General features: G+C 35.6%; 20 protein-coding genes. 4 read left to right on the plus strand and 16 right to left on the minus strand.

Features of this window, described 5'->3' with window-relative positions:
- Positions 1 to 60: 60 nt before the first annotated feature.
- Entirely contained in the window at positions 61 to 345 is a 285-nt protein-coding gene (locus tag Q3Y49_RS18030; RefSeq protein WP_303270030.1) for a hypothetical protein, read from the plus strand.
- A gap of 6 nt (positions 346 to 351) precedes the next feature.
- On the opposite strand, the gene Q3Y49_RS18035 is transcribed toward Q3Y49_RS18030, so the two are convergent.
- The 16 genes from Q3Y49_RS18035 to Q3Y49_RS18110 all read right to left on the minus strand — a co-directional run bounded on the left by Q3Y49_RS18035 (position 352) and on the right by Q3Y49_RS18110 (position 14157).
- On the minus strand, positions 352 to 1689 hold the full coding sequence (locus Q3Y49_RS18035; RefSeq protein ID WP_303270031.1) for an MBL fold metallo-hydrolase: 1338 nt from the start codon (positions 1687 to 1689) through the stop codon (positions 352 to 354).
- A gap of 204 nt (positions 1690 to 1893) precedes the next feature.
- Positions 1894 to 2709 carry a sulfite exporter TauE/SafE family protein gene (locus Q3Y49_RS18040; protein WP_303270032.1) on the minus strand — a complete coding sequence of 272 codons (816 nt, stop codon included), beginning with the start codon at positions 2707 to 2709 and terminating at the stop codon, positions 1894 to 1896.
- Between the two features lie 137 nt (positions 2710 to 2846).
- Positions 2847 to 3824, minus strand: a complete 978-nt coding sequence (locus Q3Y49_RS18045; protein ID WP_303270033.1) for a TlpA family protein disulfide reductase — start codon at positions 3822 to 3824, stop codon at positions 2847 to 2849.
- Between the two features lie 52 nt (positions 3825 to 3876).
- Positions 3877 to 4404, minus strand: a complete 528-nt coding sequence (yjjX, locus tag Q3Y49_RS18050; RefSeq protein ID WP_303270034.1) for an inosine/xanthosine triphosphatase — start codon at positions 4402 to 4404, stop codon at positions 3877 to 3879.
- Positions 4405 to 4602: 198 nt separating this feature from the next.
- Positions 4603 to 5097, minus strand: coding sequence for a hypothetical protein (locus tag Q3Y49_RS18055; RefSeq protein ID WP_303270036.1), 495 nt, complete (start codon positions 5095 to 5097; stop codon positions 4603 to 4605).
- Positions 5098 to 5281: 184 nt separating this feature from the next.
- On the minus strand, positions 5282 to 7552 hold the full coding sequence (katG, locus tag Q3Y49_RS18060; protein ID WP_303270037.1) for a catalase/peroxidase HPI: 2271 nt from the start codon (positions 7550 to 7552) through the stop codon (positions 5282 to 5284).
- Between the two features lie 294 nt (positions 7553 to 7846).
- Positions 7847 to 8884, minus strand: coding sequence for a cytochrome d ubiquinol oxidase subunit II (gene cydB / locus Q3Y49_RS18065; protein WP_303270038.1), 1038 nt, complete (start codon positions 8882 to 8884; stop codon positions 7847 to 7849).
- A 48-nt stretch (positions 8885 to 8932) separates the two neighbouring features.
- Positions 8933 to 10306, minus strand: a complete 1374-nt coding sequence (locus tag Q3Y49_RS18070) for a cytochrome ubiquinol oxidase subunit I (RefSeq protein ID WP_303270039.1) — start codon at positions 10304 to 10306, stop codon at positions 8933 to 8935.
- Positions 10307 to 10325: 19 nt separating this feature from the next.
- Complete coding sequence (locus Q3Y49_RS18075; protein WP_303270040.1) at positions 10326 to 10919, minus strand: class I SAM-dependent methyltransferase; 594 nt, start codon at positions 10917 to 10919, stop codon at positions 10326 to 10328.
- 51 nt (positions 10920 to 10970) lie between these two features.
- Positions 10971 to 11177 carry a hypothetical protein gene (locus Q3Y49_RS18080; protein WP_303270041.1) on the minus strand — a complete coding sequence of 69 codons (207 nt, stop codon included), beginning with the start codon at positions 11175 to 11177 and terminating at the stop codon, positions 10971 to 10973.
- The gene (locus Q3Y49_RS18085) at positions 11174 to 11488 is read right to left on the minus strand and encodes a rhodanese-like domain-containing protein (RefSeq protein ID WP_303270042.1); all 315 of its coding nucleotides are present in this window, start codon (positions 11486 to 11488) and stop codon (positions 11174 to 11176) included. The genes Q3Y49_RS18080 and Q3Y49_RS18085 overlap by 4 nt, the downstream gene beginning before the upstream one ends.
- Positions 11485 to 11748 carry a rhodanese-like domain-containing protein gene (locus Q3Y49_RS18090; RefSeq protein WP_303270043.1) on the minus strand — a complete coding sequence of 88 codons (264 nt, stop codon included), beginning with the start codon at positions 11746 to 11748 and terminating at the stop codon, positions 11485 to 11487. The genes Q3Y49_RS18085 and Q3Y49_RS18090 overlap by 4 nt, the downstream gene beginning before the upstream one ends.
- A gap of 390 nt (positions 11749 to 12138) precedes the next feature.
- Positions 12139 to 12783, minus strand: coding sequence for an FMN-binding negative transcriptional regulator (locus Q3Y49_RS18095; RefSeq protein ID WP_303270044.1), 645 nt, complete (start codon positions 12781 to 12783; stop codon positions 12139 to 12141).
- A 14-nt stretch (positions 12784 to 12797) separates the two neighbouring features.
- Positions 12798 to 13274, minus strand: coding sequence for a GNAT family N-acetyltransferase (locus Q3Y49_RS18100; RefSeq protein WP_303270045.1), 477 nt, complete (start codon positions 13272 to 13274; stop codon positions 12798 to 12800).
- Between the two features lie 133 nt (positions 13275 to 13407).
- Positions 13408 to 13614, minus strand: coding sequence for a helix-turn-helix domain-containing protein (locus Q3Y49_RS18105; protein WP_303270046.1), 207 nt, complete (start codon positions 13612 to 13614; stop codon positions 13408 to 13410).
- Positions 13615 to 13617: 3 nt separating this feature from the next.
- Positions 13618 to 14157, minus strand: a complete 540-nt coding sequence (locus Q3Y49_RS18110; protein ID WP_303270047.1) for a DUF2975 domain-containing protein — start codon at positions 14155 to 14157, stop codon at positions 13618 to 13620.
- Positions 14158 to 14385: 228 nt separating this feature from the next.
- Here Q3Y49_RS18110 and Q3Y49_RS18115 point away from each other — a divergent pair, with 228 nt between their 5' ends.
- The 3 genes from Q3Y49_RS18115 to Q3Y49_RS18125 all read left to right on the plus strand — a co-directional run bounded on the left by Q3Y49_RS18115 (position 14386) and on the right by Q3Y49_RS18125 (position 17826).
- Positions 14386 to 14868 carry a DUF4293 domain-containing protein gene (locus Q3Y49_RS18115; RefSeq protein ID WP_303270048.1) on the plus strand — a complete coding sequence of 161 codons (483 nt, stop codon included), beginning with the start codon at positions 14386 to 14388 and terminating at the stop codon, positions 14866 to 14868.
- A gap of 182 nt (positions 14869 to 15050) precedes the next feature.
- Positions 15051 to 17024, plus strand: coding sequence for a hypothetical protein (locus Q3Y49_RS18120; RefSeq protein WP_303270049.1), 1974 nt, complete (start codon positions 15051 to 15053; stop codon positions 17022 to 17024).
- Between the two features lie 4 nt (positions 17025 to 17028).
- Positions 17029 to 17826, plus strand: coding sequence for a DUF2490 domain-containing protein (locus Q3Y49_RS18125; protein ID WP_303270050.1), 798 nt, complete (start codon positions 17029 to 17031; stop codon positions 17824 to 17826).
- The last annotated feature ends 5 nt before the right edge of the window (positions 17827 to 17831 follow it).

The following is a 17831-nucleotide window of genomic DNA, read 5'->3' on the forward strand; positions in this document are numbered from 1 at the left end:
AGATAAATACATACGATCAAGGCCAAGTCGTTTCCGTTTGAAAGATTAAAACGATTGGAGATGGAAAATCAAATTTTAAAAAAAGAAGATTTGGCTAATGTTCATTTTACAGTTAATGAAGCATTCAGCGATGTCACCAAGAAAAAACATTTAATGTCAGATTTAATTAGGGCCCAGTCTTTAGGAAACCTTGAAAAAACTAAAGTTAAAATCACTTTTCATTTACAAGACGGAGGAAAAGGAGAAGTTGAAACCACTGTTTGGGGAGTTGGTGAACACCACCTTATGCTGAAGGGTGGTATTCACATCCCAATTAGAGCAATAGAAAGTGTTAATACGATTTAAAAATCTTCATTTAAACTCATTAACCTCATCGCTTAAATCGTACACTTTAGCCGTGGGTAATTTACTTTTAATAATGCTAAAACCAGCTGCTGAACGGTACCCACCCGCACAGTGCACAATAACGGGTTTCTGAGTATCAATTTCATTTACTCTTTCTCGTAATTCTGGTAGTGGGATATTAAGAGCTGAATCAAAAAACTTTCCATCAGCAACTTCCGATTTATTTCTGATATCAATTATGGTGTAAGCATCTGGGTTATTTTTGAAATCCTCAAGATTTACTGATGCATCTGTTACTATTTCCCCTTTTGGATTAATTACTCCTGCTACGAGATTAGACTCATACCCTATTTTAGCAGCTCTATAAATTGCAAACTCCAATTCATTTTCGTTTTCTGCTATTAAATAATACTCCTCCTCTGGACCAACAATCGAACCCAACCATGTTTCAAATTTATCAGCCTCCTGATTCTGAATATTAATGGCACCTTTTAAATGACCTTTCTTAAAAGCCTCTTTGGCTCTTGAATCTATAATAATTGATCCCTTTGGAATCTCTATTGCCTCTTTTCTACTGGCATTCTTAACGGACGTTTCAAGTTCCGCTGCTCCTTTTCGGTTGACTTCAACACTATTCGGAAAATATTTTGGAATAAAGGATTGTCCTTCTAAAAAAGCATCAACAAACTTATCTTTATCCTCTATCTGGAAAGCCCAATTATTAGCCTTTTCATTAGCTATAGTACTGCTCAACTCACTACTCATGTTTTTACCACAAAGTGATCCCGCACCATGAGCAGGATATACAATTGTTTCATCTGATAATTCTGAGAAGACATTATTTATTGTATCGTACATCATGCCCGCCAAATCTTTCCCGCTTACCTGAATATTCCCAGCTCCTTCTCTCAGGTCGGGACGGCCTACATCACCCACAAATAAGGAATCACCTGTGAACACAGCCTTTTGCTTTCCATTTTCATCTAGCAATAAATATGAATTATGATCAGGTGAATGTCCAGGTGTAAATAGTGCTTTAAATGTAACATTACCAATTTTCACATGATTTCCGTGACCCATATGTTTGAAGTCATAATTCACACCCACTTTTTCATTTATAAATATCTCTGCTCCGAACTTTTTCTGCAGCTCTAAATGGCTACTGATAAAATCAGCATGCGGATGGGTTTCAAACACCGCTACAATCTTTGCATCATGTTGATCGGCAAAATCTAAATAAGGCTTTATATCTCTCGATGGATCAATTAATGCCACCTTACCTTCACTTTCAATTGCAAATGAACCCTGAGCTAAAGCCTCGTCATAAAAATGTTTAATATTCATAATCACTCTTTTTCTTTAATATTTCGAACGGAAATAAGCTGACAGGGATAGTAACTTTGGTTACAAACAAAATAGCTTGCTTTTAAATTAACAAGTATCTATTTGAAAGGATTTCAGTTAGAGAAATATATTAATGTAAAATAAAAAGAATTCAAAATATAGCCTAGAATAAGCAACCTTAGCATGCTATGGATTTTTGTTCACCTACAAAAACAATTCTTTCACGATCATGAAAGATCCCATTATTAAGACAAACCATCCAAAACCTTTTTTCAGCTTCTGTCCATCAACTAGGTTAGATAAGTATGAACCAATATAAATACCCGAGCCAGCAATCGCAGTGAAAATCCCTAAAAATATCCAGTCAATATCACTGCCTGATTGAATATCTCCTATAAACCCAATTAGTGATTTTGCGGCTATAATTAAGAGGGAAGTACCAACAGCTTGCTTCATTGGCAATTTTGCTAACACAACTAAAGCAGGAATAATTAAGAAACCTCCTCCAGCTCCAACCAAGCCAGTTAAAGCCCCTACTACTAATCCTTCGATAATTATTAGTGGATAATTATATTTTTTTGGTGCATCTACATCCTTCAACTCTTTTTTTAATGCTTTTTTGTCTTTGATCATTGAGTAGGAAGCAGCGATCATCAACAAGGCAAAAAGTACCATTATCCCAATTGATTTGGTGAATTCAAAACCATTGATTGAAAAGAAGGTATCAGGCAATGCAGGTACCAATAACAAGCGAGTAAGATATACCGAAATAAAAGCGGGAATCGTGAAAACGATCCCTGTTTTGTAATCAACTAATCCTTTTCTAGCATAATTTACTCCACCTAAAAGTGAGCTAAAACCTACAATAAAAAGTGAATATGCCGTAGCCGTGACAGGATTAACTCCTAATAAATATACTAAGACTGGAACCGTCAGGATTGATCCTCCTCCACCAATCAGTCCTAAAGAAATGCCGATAATTGCTGCACTTAAAAATCCTATTATCTCTATCAATGTCATAATATAAATTAAATTTTTGACAAAAGTAGAGGCTGATGCATCCTAAAGGCGTAACAAATGTTACCGCAAAAATTGAAATGTCTGATAAAAGTTCTGTTTTTCGAAATTTTGTAATAAGGTGTTAGTAAACATACAATTTACATTTTTTTCAAATATTTTTTTAGCTTCAGTGAAAATACTTTCTCGCTAGAAAAACTCCATCTTTCAACAACCTTACCGTCTGGATCCACTAGAATATAGGTAGGAAAAGAATCGATCTTATATTGGTGAAGAAGCTTCTCTTTCCCTGTTTCTACTTCCCACAATACTGGCCACGTAATATCTAGTTTTCTTTCACTAGCCATTGCAAGCCATCTCTCAGTACGATTATCTTCATTTAGAGTCAAAAACTGAATGTTTTGATATTCATTCAGACTTTTTATCATATATGGAAAAGCAGTCCAGCAAGGTCTGCACCAAGTAGCTGCAACATCTATCAACAAATACTTCCCTCTGAAATCTGCAGAATTAAAAGCCTTACCGTCTTTATCAAAACCGACAAAATCTATAAACTGACTATTTTTCTCTAGCTTTTCTTTATCCATTACTTCAATATACGCATTGAATCTGGGCGTTAAATTCCGACTATCTGAAGCAATTAGTTCATGTATTTCTTGAAATTCCTTGGCACTAAAATCTAGAAATTTGTATTTACTTTCAATATAGTTTAAAGCAACAGTCGATTGACTATTTTCTTGAAACACTGACTTAAAATCACTGAATTTTGAGGCTTCGTCTAAACTTTTATATATTATATGACTAGTCGAGCCATCAACTAATAGTTCATCTTTCATTAAGCTCTGCTGGAAATTCAGTTTTACTTCCCCCTCTTCGTACCAAAACATATATGTTTTACCTTTGGGAGAGACTAAGAAACCATATTCAGGCCCTTCTACTGTAATTGATAATTCATGTGACTCTTTTTCAGGATCAAATCCATAATCTTGATCTTGAACATTTAAATAAAATCCCTGTGGGATTGCTTTATTGCTTGTCAGAATAATTGTTGAGGGTTTTTGCGCAAGAATAGTGGTAATGGCTATTACATTCACAATTAAGGTTAAAAATAGCTTCATAGTTTTTTTTATCGGAAAATATTAACGCAAATGGAAAAATACAAGAAACTAATCATTTAATTTTATTAGCAAACGGAATTAAAGCCATCACCATAGCATGCTCATAATATGTTTTTCTATCGATTTCTCCATTGGTCAATATTCCCACAGCCCCCTCTTTTTGTTTCGAATTTGATCGACCGAAATAGAGATCATCTGCATCTCCTAGTTCTACTCCTTCCCTGACCATTTTAGCTATGGGTTCGGGCAGATAAAATACAGCGGTTTGTGCTTGACTTGCAGCATTTTTTGAAAGGACAACAATCCAAGCAAAAGCTTGCATTCCGAATTCGTCATCATGAATACCACCTTCTATTCCTATCCAAAAATCTGCATTGGGTATTTCGCGCTGAGCATTCAAAGCTCTTTTTTCTGCTCCAGCAAGCGTTTCTTGCTGGGACATGGGCTGATCTCGCACTTCTGATGAAACAGAAACACCTTCGCATCTAATCTCCCGTTCCGGAAACATTTTTTTAAAAGCTGCTTTGGTTGCTTCTATTTTAACTGGATTTTTAGAGGCTACAATTGATTTAAATAACATTATTTATACTTTTAATACGTGATTTACATCTCTTTACATAAGAGTACAGTAGACAAATTTACGGCAATAAGGTGCAAAATCTTTATATTGAAAAAGCAAGTACTAACCCTAGGACTTAGTTCTTATGTCAATTCAATTATGATGGAAGATGTGAGAACAGATTTATTTGATATTCAATTGACTGTTGTCTGTTAAAAATCAGTCCAATAAAATTTGAATTCTATCATATGTTAGATTCAGAAAATCATGAAGCTCCTCTGGCACATTACTTTTTCTAGTATCAATTAACCAATTTGATTGAAATTCTTTAGTACTATATTCAATTATAAACCCTCCCCAATCGCTGCAATCTGGACAGCCGATATATTGATCTTCAATCTCCAAAAGCTCAGAAGGAATTTCATCAGTAATGTCTGAAACCAATGACAGTTTTTCATTGCCTATAAATTCAAACTCTCCCGAATACAAGCTATCCCTTGGGTATGTGTTATCAGATTTAAACAAACTGTCATTTTGGATTTTAAAAATTTCTATACAATCCTGTGGAAAACAATTTCCAAAAAACATTCCAAATATTATATATTCAGGATAAACGGGTTTCTCTTCTATCTCTGGTTTTATTTTCTCTCCTTCTATGCAGCTTGTGAAAACCAATGATAGCAAAAGTAAAAAGGCATATTGAAGTATCTTCATTAGCAAAAATTATGAGCATTTAAAACAAGGTTCAATATAATATATTTCAATAGTGCAAACCAAATTTGATTTTAATCGACTAGTAAGAAAAGTAGCTAACTGTTATGATAAAGTAAATTGATTAACAAAAAAAAGCCAGAATCAAAATGATCTGGCTTTTCAATCTGCAAATTCATACCATCACCTACTGATAGACTAAATCGAATCTATCCAACTTCATCACTTTATCCCATGCGGCTACAAAATCATTTACAAACATTTCCTTCGAATCAGCTTGTGCGTAAACTTCCGCTAAAGCTCTTAATTCAGAATGAGAACCAAAAACCAGGTCTGCTCTAGTAGCTGTATATTTTTGTTCGCCTGAATTTCTATCTTTTCCAATGAACTGCTCTTTAGTATCATCGGTAGCTTCCCACTCCGTACTCATATCTAATAGATTTACGAAAAAATCGTTGGTCAATTGCTCATTTTTATCAGAAAAAACTCCATGTTTTGAGCTATTGTAATTCGCTCCTAAAGCTCTCATACCACCAAGTAAAACTGTCATTTCTGGTGGAGTTAAAGTCAATAATTGAGCCTTATCGATTAGCAATTCTTCGGTGGAAACAGAATATCGTGTTTTTAAATAATTTCTAAAACCATCTGCCATTGGCTCCAGCAAGTTCATGGACTCTATATCCACCTGCTCTTGTTTAGCATCCATCCGACCGGGTGTAAATGGTACATTAACAACATAGCCAGCATTTTGTGCTGCTTCTTCAATACCTGCTGCACCAGCCAATACAATCAAATCAGCCAACGAAACCTTCTTGGCTCCTGACTTTTTATGGAACTCCTCTTGAATCCCTTTTAAAGTGCTCAAGACCTTTTGCAATTGCTCCGGGTTGTTCACTTCCCAATCTTTCATTGGTGCCAATTGAATATGCGCTCCATTTGCACCACCTCTCCTATCAGAATTCCTGTAGGTTGAAGCGGATGCCCAAGCTGTTGACACCATTTCACTGATAGTTAAATTAGAATTTAAAATTTGGGTCTTTAACTTAGCAATATCTTGATCATTGATTACTGGATGATCCACCTCAGGAATTGGATCTTGCCAAATAAAATTTTCCTGAGGGTATTCGGGACCTAAATATGTAGTATTTGGACCCATATCTCTGTGTGTTAATTTGAACCAAGCCCTTGCAAATGCATCATTGAAAAGTGCGGGGTTTTCCAAAAACTTTCGAGATATTTTTGCATAGGCAGGATCTTCTCTCAAAGATAAGTCAGTGGTAAACATAGTCGGTTTCAGCTTTTTCGTTGAGTCGAAAGCATCTGGAACCATCACTTTCGGATCTTTTGCTACCCACTGATGTGCCCCCGCTGGACTTTTAGTTAATTCCCATTCATTTTCAAATAGACTCATCAAATACCCATGACTCCATTTTGCTGGAGTATTAGTCCATGTCACCTCTAAACCAGAAGTTATTGCATCAGTTCCTTTTCCTGATTTGTAAGTGCTTTTCCAACCAAAACCCTGCTCTTCCATATCTGCGGCAGCTGGAGCAGCACCTACATTATCCGCTGGTCCGGCACCATGAGCTTTTCCTAGCGTATGTCCGCCCGCTATAAGAGCAACGGTTTCTTCATCATTCATTCCCATTCTGCCAAAAGTTTCACGGATGTCATGCGCTGCTGCTATTGGATCAGGATTCCCATTAGGACCCTCAGGGTTTACATATATCAATCCCATTTGAACTGCTGCCAAGGGATCTTCTAGTTCTCTGTCTCCAGAATAACGGTCTTCATCACTTAACCATTTCTGCTCAGAACCCCAATAAACATCTAACTCCGGTTCATAAACATCTTCTCGACCACCAGCAAACCCAATGGTTTTGAAACCCATATCTTCTAAGGCCACATTTCCTGTTAAAATCATCAAATCAGCCCAAGAGATTTTATTACCGTACTTTTGTTTTACAGGCCACATTAATCTTCTTGCTTTATCAAGATTTCCATTATCTGGCCAGCTATTTAAAGGTGCAAATCTCTGTTGACCTGATCTTGAACCTCCTCGACCATCGCCAGTTCTATAAGTACCAGCACTGTGCCAAGCCATGCGAATCATAAATGGCCCATAATGTCCATAATCTGCAGGCCACCAGTCTTTTGAGTCTTTTAGGGTTTTGGCGATATCTTCTTTTAGAGCATAGTAATCAAGACTAGCGAATGCTTCTTTATAGTCAAAATCCTCATTCATAGGAGTCGACATATTAGAATTCTGTCTTAATATACTTAAATCTAATCTGTTGGGCCACCAATCATTTAATTGACTGGCTTTCATTGCCGTTTCGCTCTTTTTCGTTGCACCGGAATATCCGTCTGCCTCAGCAGTAGTGTCTTCACCATTCTGACATGCTGTAAACATGAATCCTATGATGAATAATGGGAGTATTGGAATTAGTTTTTTCATATATAAGTGATTAAAAAATTAAACTTAAAGCAATATTAAACTAATAATTTGATGTGCATACAATAAATTACAATGATTATATAAATATCAATATAGATAAAATCAATTGTTACTAATAAATTAGTCTTAAATAATGGACTGTTGTACTATGTAATTAGAAATACTGAAAATGAGAGCTCTCAAATGAAGATTATTAAAACAGATAATAAGTTTGAACCCGTCATTTCAACACTATAAAGAACTTCTTAATTAAAACGCATTTTTAATCTCTTTGGTGCTTGTTAAAGGCCATGATTAATAACTATTCTCATCAATTTTTACCTTACCCCTAAAGGTCCAGAAAACAAAGCCCGTATAAATACCGACAAGAGGTACCGCTATAAATGCTATATTCAACATATAGCCCAATGACTTTTCCGAAGCTGAAGCATTATAGAGTGTTAAACTGTAACTAGGGTCTATGGTCGAATGCAACATATTAGGGAATAATCCCACAGCTCCTATTACTAAAAGCGCAGATATAACTCCTGTTGATGAGATAAATGCGAGGCCATAGTTCTGCTTACTTACTTGCCTTGGAATATTTGCCATCAAAAGCACCAAAACTACTGGGAGAAAAAACAACCATTCCTGTGCTTTGATATGCTCTGTAAGGTGAGGGACATATAACAAAGTATAGAAACTTAATAAAAGTGCTGATAGAATAAAAAAGACTGTGCTATTCTTGATGATTGTGGTTAACTGCTGATACAGTAGTCCTTCAGTCTTCATTCCCAAATACAAAGCCCCATGCAACATAAAAAGCGCCAAGGCTGTAACTCCGGTCAACAAGGAAAATGGGTTTATAAAATTGAAATCTGTACTATGAGTAAATTCACCGGTTGCATCAATGGGTAAACCTTGTAGCACATTTCCTAAGACCATTCCTAAAGCAACAGCCATTATAATACTGGAAACAGAGAAGGCTATATCCCAAGTTTGACGCCACCAGTTCATTTCTTCTTTACCCCTAAATTCTATTGAAATGGCTCGAAAAATAATCATCACCAAAAACAATATTAAAGGAATGTACAAACCAGAAAAAAGTGTTGCATAAACCGGAGGAAAAGCAGCAAAAAGGACCCCTCCTGTTATGACAAGCCAGACCTCATTTCCATCCCATACAGGACCAATAGCATTCAGTGCAATTTTCCGGTTTTCTTTTTTTCCAAGGAAAAGATGAATAGCTCCTACTCCCATATCAAAACCATCTAAAATAGCATAGCCAGTCACAACTGCTCCTAGAAGTAAAAACCACCAAATATTGTATTCTATACCTATAAAAGTTTCCATGATATATAGTTCGTTTTATATGGTTATGTTAACCTTCATTTAAAAATCCTAAGTAAAATCAGGCACAGAAGAAGACTGCTGTGGTCTCTGATCTTCCATTTTTTCATCATAGGGTCCATGTTGAATCTTCTTATTTAATAAATAGATAAACAATAGAAACAGCAACAGATAGACAAAGAAAAATAATATCAGTGAGAACCAAATTTGATTAGCTGTTACTGCCTGAGAGAGCGCATCGGATGTTTTTAGTAGTCCATAAACTACCCAAGGCTGACGCCCCATCTCTGCTGCAAACCAGCCTACCTGGTTGGCAATCTGAGGTAAGAATACTGCCCAAACAAATACCCACATCAACCATCGATACTCAAAAAGTTTTCCTCTCCACCAGAGAAATCCTGCAAATAGACTTAAGCCTATCAAGATCATCCCAATTGCAACCATGATATGGTAAAACTGAAATACAGCATTCACTTGAGTGGGAATTTCATCTTCTGGAAAAGCATCCAATCCCTTCACGGGTGTGGTTAAGTCTTGATGAATTAGAAAGGTTAAGCCTTTCGGGATTTTTAAGCCTACCACTTCTTTACTTTTGTGATCTACCCAACCAAAAAGATACAGATCAGCTACTTCATTTTCAGGATAATGTCCTTCGAAAGCCGCTAATTTTGCCGGTTGATTAACTGCCACCCCATCTGCTGACTGATGGCCAGTCAATAATTGCCCAATTGAAGAAACCATTGCTAAGACTAAGGCAATTTTGAAGGCTGGTTTCGCAATTTCTAAAAATTTCCCTTTCAGAATGTAATAAGCATTTACAGAAAGTACCAAAAATGCACCCGCTAAAAAGGCTCCAATAATAACATGAGAAAGCCTGTCAACCGAAGAAGGGTTAAACACCATTGCCCAGAAATCTGTGATCTCTGCTTTTTGGTTTAGACCCTCTCCTACAATCTTATACCCTGCAGGCGTTTGCTGCCAGCTGTTGGCTACAACTATCCATACTGCAGAGAACATAGATCCTAAAGCAACTCCTATAGTCGAAATAAAGTGAACAACTGGTTTTACTCTATTCCAACCAAACAGAAGAACTCCAAGAAATCCTGATTCTAATGCAAATGCAAATAAGCCTTCAGCAGCTAAAGCAGAACCAAAAATATCACCAACATAGCGGGAGTAAGTAGCCCAATTTGTACCAAATTCAAATTCCATTACGATCCCTGTAGCTACTCCAATTCCAAAAATAAGTGCAAATATCTTGACCCAGAAACGAGTCATTTTATGATAAATCTCATTTTTCGTTCTCAGATACATCCCTTCCATAATAACCAAAATCACCCCTAAACCTATACTTAAAGGCGGGTAGATATAATGGAAGGCAATTGTAAAAGCAAACTGGACGCGAGCTAGAATTTCGGTTTCCATAATTGATAGTATTAATTTATTACTTTTCGGCTATAAGTCTGATAACATCAGCTTTTCCCTGGTGAAAATTACCTTCTGACAAATTTATCTCTAAAACCTCTAGTTTTTCAATGTTCAAATCTTCGAAGTCTTTAGAAAGCATCTCTTCAGTATAAAGCATGTCAATATTTTTAGGTCCACCTGATGCATTTTCCATTTGCTTGGGATTAAAGGCTTCCAATATCAACTTCCCTCCTGGCTTCAACCATTTAACCGCTTTCTGATGAGCAATTTTTCTTAATTCGGCTGGGAAATGTGCATAAATCAAAGCTACCACATCAGCAGAATCTTCTTTAAAATCTTTTTCTCGCATGTCCGCTACCTCAAAAACAGGATACACCATTTCTTGTTTAGCAAGAGCTCTTGCTTTCTCTTTTGCTGAAGGACTAAAATCAAAAGCGTTGACTTCCCAGCCTTTTTTAGCTGCGTAAACTGCATTTCTTCCTTCCCCATCGCAGGGCAAAATGATTTTACCTATTGGTAAAACCGCTAAAACATCACGAAAAAATTCATTGGGCTCAGTGCCATAGATGAATTCCTCTTTCGCATATCGTTCATTCCAAAATTCTTTCATTCTTTAAATCTGAATTAAAAAAAGCCGGCTTTAACCGGCTTTATCATCTTTCTATTTATTTTGAACATCGCAACTTCCACTGGCACAACTTCCGCCTCCACAGCCTTGATTAAGCAAAGCTAAAAAAGTGAACAATACACCTACTGAGCCTGCGAATATTTCTGACTCCGTGATGCCCACAAAAACTAAATAGAGACCTATTGCTAAACGAAGCCAGCGCATAAAACCCCATGGAGTACGAATTATAGCTTTAATCATTCTATTTTTCGATTGAGGGAGGTCCAAGCACCACCGTTGTAGACTTTTTCGTACCCTTTTGATTTCAAAATATTCTTGGCAGTTCCACTTCGCATACCTGAAGCACAACAGGTGATAATTGTCTTATCTTTATTTTTCAATTTCGATAAATTTGAGCCAATACTATCAACCGGAATATTCATTGCATTTTTAATATGCCCTTGTTGAAATTCACCTTTGGTTCTCACATCTACTATGATCGCACCTTCGTCTACCAATGCTTTCATGTCAACTGCAGGCCCTAATCCGAATAATCTTCTTAAGAAACTCATAGGCTCATCGCATAATTTTCTGCTGCAAACCAAGACCCACCATTGTGACATTCAATTCCTTTTGATTGCAACATTTGTTGTGCCATTCCGCTTCTGTTTCCTGAAGCACAACACAGAATAATTTCACCCTCCATTTTTTCAATCTCTTGAACTCTGGATTCGACCTCATTTAAAGGGATATTCATTGCTCCCTCTGCATGTCCCATTGCGAACTCTCCCTCTGACCTCACGTCAATAATCGTTTTATTTGAATTACTCATTTCCTTCCTTACGTTTTGAATTAAAGTGCTAATTAACAGACTTTCTGAGTATAGAATAGTAACAGAAGTTACATTAACCCTTGACGTAAAACACAAAATAAATTTACCACCATAAAGTAAGTAGTTGCAGAGTTGAAGGCTGTTGGCTTGAAACCTGTTTTCATAATTCTTTTCCTATTTAAGTTTCGTTCTTTTTATAGTTTTTAACAAGGTCTGCTGTTTTACCGGTCTTCTCTTCTTTAGATGATGCCATATTGTATTTTATTTCTATGTTTCAAAATCACCCATTAGTTAAACTGTTCTTGTGTGCATATTTTTGCGTAAAATTAAAAAATAAATTGCAATGTGTATTTCACATTAATGTTAGCTGTAAGTTGGGCTGTGAGAATTTCACTCTGTATGCTTTGGGAACAATAATTCTGTACGTTTTTCCATTTCTGATGCAATCGTACGTCCATCTTCGTCCAGTTCTTTTAGCTTTCTAATAATATTATGGTAGCTATCAACATCGTTGTCTTGGCTTAATTTAAACACCGCATCAATTTCTTCCACTTCAATTTCAAAACCTGCTATTAATTGGAGGGTCCTACGTTTGAAATCTTCTGGTAAATTGTCATAAACTGTGGCCGAACGCTGGTTTTGACCTTCAAAATGCAGAGAGGTCATCTGAAGAATCTCTGCGAGTTCGTCCTCATTCACGAATCTTAAGACTCCCTTTACATGCACACTCATATAATTCCATGTTGATGCCGTGTTGGGATTCTGGTACCAAGTCGCGCTAACATAAGTGTGCCGGCCTGTAAAAACAGCAAGGACATTTTCATTATGTAAAAATGCCTTATGGTGATCAGTACCTTTCATTAAATGTCCTCTTAGTACTTCCTTTCCATTGCTATTTTCAAGAAATAGTGGCAGTTGAGTTGCAGTAGGTCGGCCATCTAAATCACAACCCGACAAAAATGCAAAAGGGTACGCACTAATAAAATCTTTAATTACTTTCTTGTCTTTTTCTCGATAGCGTGGAAGATTATACATTTTTTCTTTTCTGGTTACCTTTTTAGTTCATATACAAAGCATGGCACCTCATCAAATTCCCTTTCCTCAATGAATTCGAAACCAAGCTTTAGATAAAATTTATGTGCTCTGACATTAGATTTTAATGGATCGATAAGAATACCGGTAACAGTAGGGTCAGCAAAACATCTCTCAATGGCAAGCTTCATCATTTTTGTTCCGTAACCTTTGCCTAAGTCATTTTCCTCTCCAATCCAGATATCAATTGCTCTTTTATTCCTTGCTACTTTCCCCCAATAGCGAGTTTCTTCTAGGAACGGATCAATAATCTGAACAAAACCGATGGGCTGATGATCTTTCTCAGCTACCAGTTGTTCTCTCCAAACAGGATTGCGATTTAATTCAATTTCCCAATTCCAATCATCTTCAGGATCAGAATCAACAACATGTTGCTTTGTATCCCAATACTTGAGTAATTTTAGATCCTGTATGCTAGCTAATCTTAATTTCATTTTAAAATAGATAGTTCCTCTCAAAAAATAAGATTACACCATTTAGAACTCTCCAATTATTAATACTTCTGGATGTCAGTTGAATCCTGTGTTGGCACCTTCGCAAGACAATGTAACTAAATGTTCTTTAATATTACTCATCCACATATTCTAAAATATCTCCAGGTTGGCAATCCAACACACGGCAAATGGTAGCCAAAGTGCTAAATCTAATAGCCTTAGCTTTGCCTGTTTTTAGAATTGATAGATTTGATAATGTCAAACCCACTTTTTCCGAAAGTTCATTAAGAGACATTTTTCTTTTGGCCATTTCAACATCTAAATTTATTATTATTGCCATATATTAAACCGTCAACTCATTTTCGTTTTGGATTTCTACTCCTTTCTTGAAAATTGTAGCAATAATATAAATTACAGCACCCATTAAAATAAAGGCTTGACTATCAGCCCAAAAATCATTTAAATTATCGCTTGCCAATCCATGATGCATTAGATTTCTAGCAAGTTGCCTTCCAATGTGACTAATGAACCCAATCGAGAGCGTGTAATAACTAATTTTTAAAATTTGCCTGGAAACAAAAGAATTAAATGGCTTCGACAAATCCATTTTATGCATAAGCCTGATAACAACGTAAAAAAGGTGTGCTTTTAAAATGGCAATGACTAGAATGAAGCTATAGAGACCGAAAAAATTCCATTGACTACGCTCATACATTTCAACTATGTTGAGCTTTTGATACAGATTTTCAACCATTTCAGGCTTATATAAGCTAAATACAAAATTCACTAATAATCCGCCCGCTTCAATGCAAAGGCCTATAAAAATGATATAAGCCACTACATGAAGGGCTTTGAATACGAAGTTATTTGAAATTGACATCATAATTATGAGTTAAACAGATGGATAAAGATATTAATAATTTATTGTTACACAACAATTATATATTGCTTTTCAAATTATTTTTATTAATTAATATGTATTTATCACTGATTCACTACTTTTCCCCGTAGACAGCTGAATATTTTACTGCCTGTGGAATTTTATCTTCTCTTCCATTTATCCAAACTGATTTTTACTGTATATTTGCAAAATACAAAAAAGCACTTTTAGATGATTCAAAGAATTCAAACTATATTTTTATTGATTGTAGGCTTGGCTATGTTGATGTTTTTATTTGCTCCAATTTGGCAAAAAGTAGATTCCAGCTCTGGCGCTTCTTACACCTTGACCGCTTTTTATCTCGAAATGGTTAGTGCTCCTGAAGACGGAGTTAAAAATGAATTTATGCCTTATGTGGTGCCAGGTATTTTGGGTCTCCTCGCTGTTTGTATTGCCTTCATTGCTATTGGAGTGTATAAAAAGCGCATGAGGCAAATCATGCTTTCTTCCTTAAATTCTATTCTAATTGGTACTGCATTAGGGCTTTCTGCTTACTGGGCAACTCAAGCTGAAGGGGAATTTCTACCAGGTATACAAGGAAATTATAGTTATGGTCTATTCTTACCAGCTATCGCCTTGGTTTTTAATTCGCTTGCAGTTCGTTTTATTAGAAAGGATGAAAGACTGGTACGATCAATGGACAGATTGAGATAGATTCAATAGTGTTGATAATTTAGGCCTCTGTATATTGGTTTATTTCAATACAGATTCGACCTTATTTTACACAACTATTAGTATTCTGTTTCTTGCACGCATTTATCAAGTCACAGATAACTTTAGCTGACAATAGCAATAAAACATATTTCATACCTTTGCCTTCTATATCTATTAGATTTATGATGAAAATCAACAATCCAATATTACTAAGCATTTCCATTTTCCTTATATCTGCCATTTGGTCAAATGTTGTGGGGCAAAACATCCAAGCCTACGACAGCACTTACAAGATTGACGGTAAAATCTATTTGGCAAGCTACGAATATTACGTAAATGATGGAGACACCATTTATGATGGAAAATTCGAACTTTCTCAACAATTTGAAAATCAGGAAGATATTTATGAATACTTAGCTGTTGCGGGTAGTTTCATTGAAAACCGAGCGGACGAAGACTGGAAATTAACTAAAGGCTCCTTTGAGACTACGGGCGATGGTTATTATAAAGACTACACCTACTCCTATGATGTCAATGGTCATGAATTTATGGCTATCGGCAAGTTTCTAGCTGGGAAGAAAACAGGTGTCTGGAAGCTTTATGATTGGGAAATCCGAGATTCTAAAATTATGGATACCACCTTAATTGCTAATATCAATTTTGAAGAGGATAAAGCAAAAGGGTTTTTCAGTTTACGTATTCAAAACGATATTTTAGAGGGGCAACTTGGAGAGAAAGAATTAACGCAGGATGTTTGGGCATTCTATAGAGTAATTGAAGGAGATAGGATTTTATTAAAAGAATGGGTGTTTGAAGGAAATACTTTATCGTTTATGCGACTATACCGTAGCGATTCAGTTCAGGAAATTAATATTGAATTCCCCTACAGCGCAGAACTATCTGAAGAAATTATCCCCTTAGATGATGAGTTTTTAGAGATTATCGAACTCAAAGCCAAAATTTTTAATGAGGAATTACTGGCAAAATATCAAAATGAAGATAAAATTAGTGAGCTGTATTTTACATTAACTGATAACTTTGATTTAGTCGATAAAACCTTCTCGCCTATAACCAAAACAGGAATCCACCCTAATATCATGACCAAATTAATGTCTTCTCCTTTAAATGAGAATGAGCAACAAAATTTGGAAAATATTCGAAAGAATAACGTGAACAATCAAACTAAAATAAATAAAATTTTAAGTAATCCACAGCTTAATATCTCAAGTATTTCATCAATTAAGCTTGCTCAGTTAAAAAATGTTCTCCAGAAAATTAACCAACATTTTATTTTACCCACTTCCGACATTATTACTTTATATGAAAATCAAAAACTAAGATTCTTCAATAGAGATCAACTAATAAACCACAAAATAAAACTAAATAGCAACTCTTCAATTAATAGTGTTTTCAAAAAAGATACGCTCTCTAACGATTATAAATTTATAAATGATTTAAGCTTTTTATCGAATGAAAAGAGAAGTAACTTATCTAAATTATCAAGTTTAGCAACGGTCTTAGAGAAGGAAATTGAGTATCTGGAAGAGAATATTCAAGAGTATCTAAGTGAAGTGCAGCAGGAAGAAAAATTAGTAGAATTAGAGGAAGCACTTTTGTCTAAATATGAGGAGACTAAATATTTAGCTGATTCACTAATAACAGGTGAGCATGATAATTTTGCTGGAATAGATGTGGCAGATGCCATTATTGATTTTGTTGATGCAGAACTTGCTGTTTATTCCAACTTGCCAACACCAGAAGATAAAATCAAAGCTATAGAAGTATTGATCAATTGTTTTATCCAGACAGAAGACTTGATTTATACCATCCACAATGCTCCGGAAAGCATTTATAAGATTAATGATGCTTATACCAAAGAAGTCTTTAATCCTTATACTTTCACAAACATGGAGGAAAAAGCAAAGCCTCCAATTTATAAAGCATTTAATAGGATGTTACTGCCAGGAATTTTTCAAAACATGGAAAAACTAAATTGCAATAACATGAGCGCTTTTCAAGCAAATTTCAAGATACTGTATGAAGCAATGATTAAAGTATTAAATGAGGACAACACCAATAGGATGGAAAGGAAAGTGAAGCGTGCAAAAACTGCCGAAAAAGCAGCAGAAATCTTAAATATGGAATTAAGCTTTTAATGGCATGAGAAAATTATTTTTAATCATATTTCTAAGTTCTTGCTTTCATATTAATGCCCAAGAACTAGAGCCTGAATTTGAAGCCATGGGAACAAATCTATGGCTTAGTTCCTACAACAAATTTAGGATCGGTGATAAATTGTATTGGGCAGGTGAAATGCATTACAGAAGAATAGGCAGTTCGACCACTCCCTATGTGGATAGAATGGCTCAAATTTATAATAGACACGGACTCAACTACGTAGTATCTCCCAATTTCAATTTTACTGTGGGGGGAGTATTTCGATTAAATTTTACACCGCAACCAAGCAATCCTGAGTATGATCCATTGTACGTAGAGCCGCGGATTTGGCACCAGTATTTGTTTGTTTTGCCCTTTCCTAGGTTTATGTTATATAATAGAATTAGAATTGAGCATAGATGGAAAAGAGGAAGCAGAACAACGCAAGATGAATTCAAATTCGGAAATCGCTGGCGTTATAATTTTTACATGAAAATACCAATAAATAATGACCAACTAAAACCTGGTACTTTTTACGTCTCTCCTAGCATGGAACTTATTATGCAAAGCGGTAAAAATGTAGTGGGGAGTTTCGTGGAAGATTTAAGACTCTACGGAAATGTTGGTTATATTGCAAGCCCTCGAGTATCTAGTTCTTTAGGATTAATGTACACTACTGGTCAAAACTTGAATGATCCTACGCTTTATAGAAGAAGACTAATTGTTAGATTAAGCACCTATATTTCTTTAGATTTCAGAAAAGAAGAACAACAAATTCCGACTATAAAACTTTCAGATTAATCGAT

This window comes from Marivirga harenae, from assembly GCF_030534335.1.
In the GTDB taxonomy this organism is placed as follows: Bacteria; Bacteroidota; Bacteroidia; order Cytophagales; family Cyclobacteriaceae; genus Marivirga; species Marivirga harenae.

Excerpts from the sequence above, each read along its gene's own strand:
- Q3Y49_RS18085 (WP_303270042.1), bottom strand. The coding sequence starts at position 11,488 with ATGAGTTTCTTAAGAAGATTATTCGGATTAGGGCCTGCAGTTGACATG.
- Q3Y49_RS18115 (WP_303270048.1), top strand. The coding sequence starts at position 14,386 with ATGATTCAAAGAATTCAAACTATATTTTTATTGATTGTAGGCTTGGCT.
- katG (WP_303270037.1), bottom strand. The coding sequence starts at position 7,552 with ATGAAAAAACTAATTCCAATACTCCCATTATTCATCATAGGATTCATG.
- yjjX (WP_303270034.1), bottom strand. The coding sequence starts at position 4,404 with ATGTTATTTAAATCAATTGTAGCCTCTAAAAATCCAGTTAAAATAGAA.
- Q3Y49_RS18125 (WP_303270050.1), top strand. The coding sequence starts at position 17,029 with ATGAGAAAATTATTTTTAATCATATTTCTAAGTTCTTGCTTTCATATT.
- Q3Y49_RS18105 (WP_303270046.1), bottom strand. The coding sequence starts at position 13,614 with ATGGCAATAATAATAAATTTAGATGTTGAAATGGCCAAAAGAAAAATG.
- Q3Y49_RS18055 (WP_303270036.1), bottom strand. The coding sequence starts at position 5,097 with ATGAAGATACTTCAATATGCCTTTTTACTTTTGCTATCATTGGTTTTC.
- Q3Y49_RS18090 (WP_303270043.1), bottom strand. The coding sequence starts at position 11,748 with ATGAGTAATTCAAATAAAACGATTATTGACGTGAGGTCAGAGGGAGAG.
- Q3Y49_RS18095 (WP_303270044.1), bottom strand. The coding sequence starts at position 12,783 with ATGTATAATCTTCCACGCTATCGAGAAAAAGACAAGAAAGTAATTAAA.
- cydB (WP_303270038.1), bottom strand. The coding sequence starts at position 8,884 with ATGGAAACTTTTATAGGTATAGAATACAATATTTGGTGGTTTTTACTT.
- Q3Y49_RS18045 (WP_303270033.1), bottom strand. The coding sequence starts at position 3,824 with ATGAAGCTATTTTTAACCTTAATTGTGAATGTAATAGCCATTACCACT.
- Q3Y49_RS18040 (WP_303270032.1), bottom strand. The coding sequence starts at position 2,709 with ATGACATTGATAGAGATAATAGGATTTTTAAGTGCAGCAATTATCGGC.
- Q3Y49_RS18080 (WP_303270041.1), bottom strand. The coding sequence starts at position 11,177 with ATGATTAAAGCTATAATTCGTACTCCATGGGGTTTTATGCGCTGGCTT.
- Q3Y49_RS18030 (WP_303270030.1), top strand. The coding sequence starts at position 61 with ATGGAAAATCAAATTTTAAAAAAAGAAGATTTGGCTAATGTTCATTTT.
- Q3Y49_RS18075 (WP_303270040.1), bottom strand. The coding sequence starts at position 10,919 with ATGAAAGAATTTTGGAATGAACGATATGCGAAAGAGGAATTCATCTAT.
- Q3Y49_RS18070 (WP_303270039.1), bottom strand. The coding sequence starts at position 10,306 with ATGGAAACCGAAATTCTAGCTCGCGTCCAGTTTGCTTTTACAATTGCC.
- Q3Y49_RS18100 (WP_303270045.1), bottom strand. The coding sequence starts at position 13,274 with ATGAAATTAAGATTAGCTAGCATACAGGATCTAAAATTACTCAAGTAT.
- Q3Y49_RS18120 (WP_303270049.1), top strand. The coding sequence starts at position 15,051 with ATGATGAAAATCAACAATCCAATATTACTAAGCATTTCCATTTTCCTT.
- Q3Y49_RS18035 (WP_303270031.1), bottom strand. The coding sequence starts at position 1,689 with ATGAATATTAAACATTTTTATGACGAGGCTTTAGCTCAGGGTTCATTT.
- Q3Y49_RS18110 (WP_303270047.1), bottom strand. The coding sequence starts at position 14,157 with ATGATGTCAATTTCAAATAACTTCGTATTCAAAGCCCTTCATGTAGTG.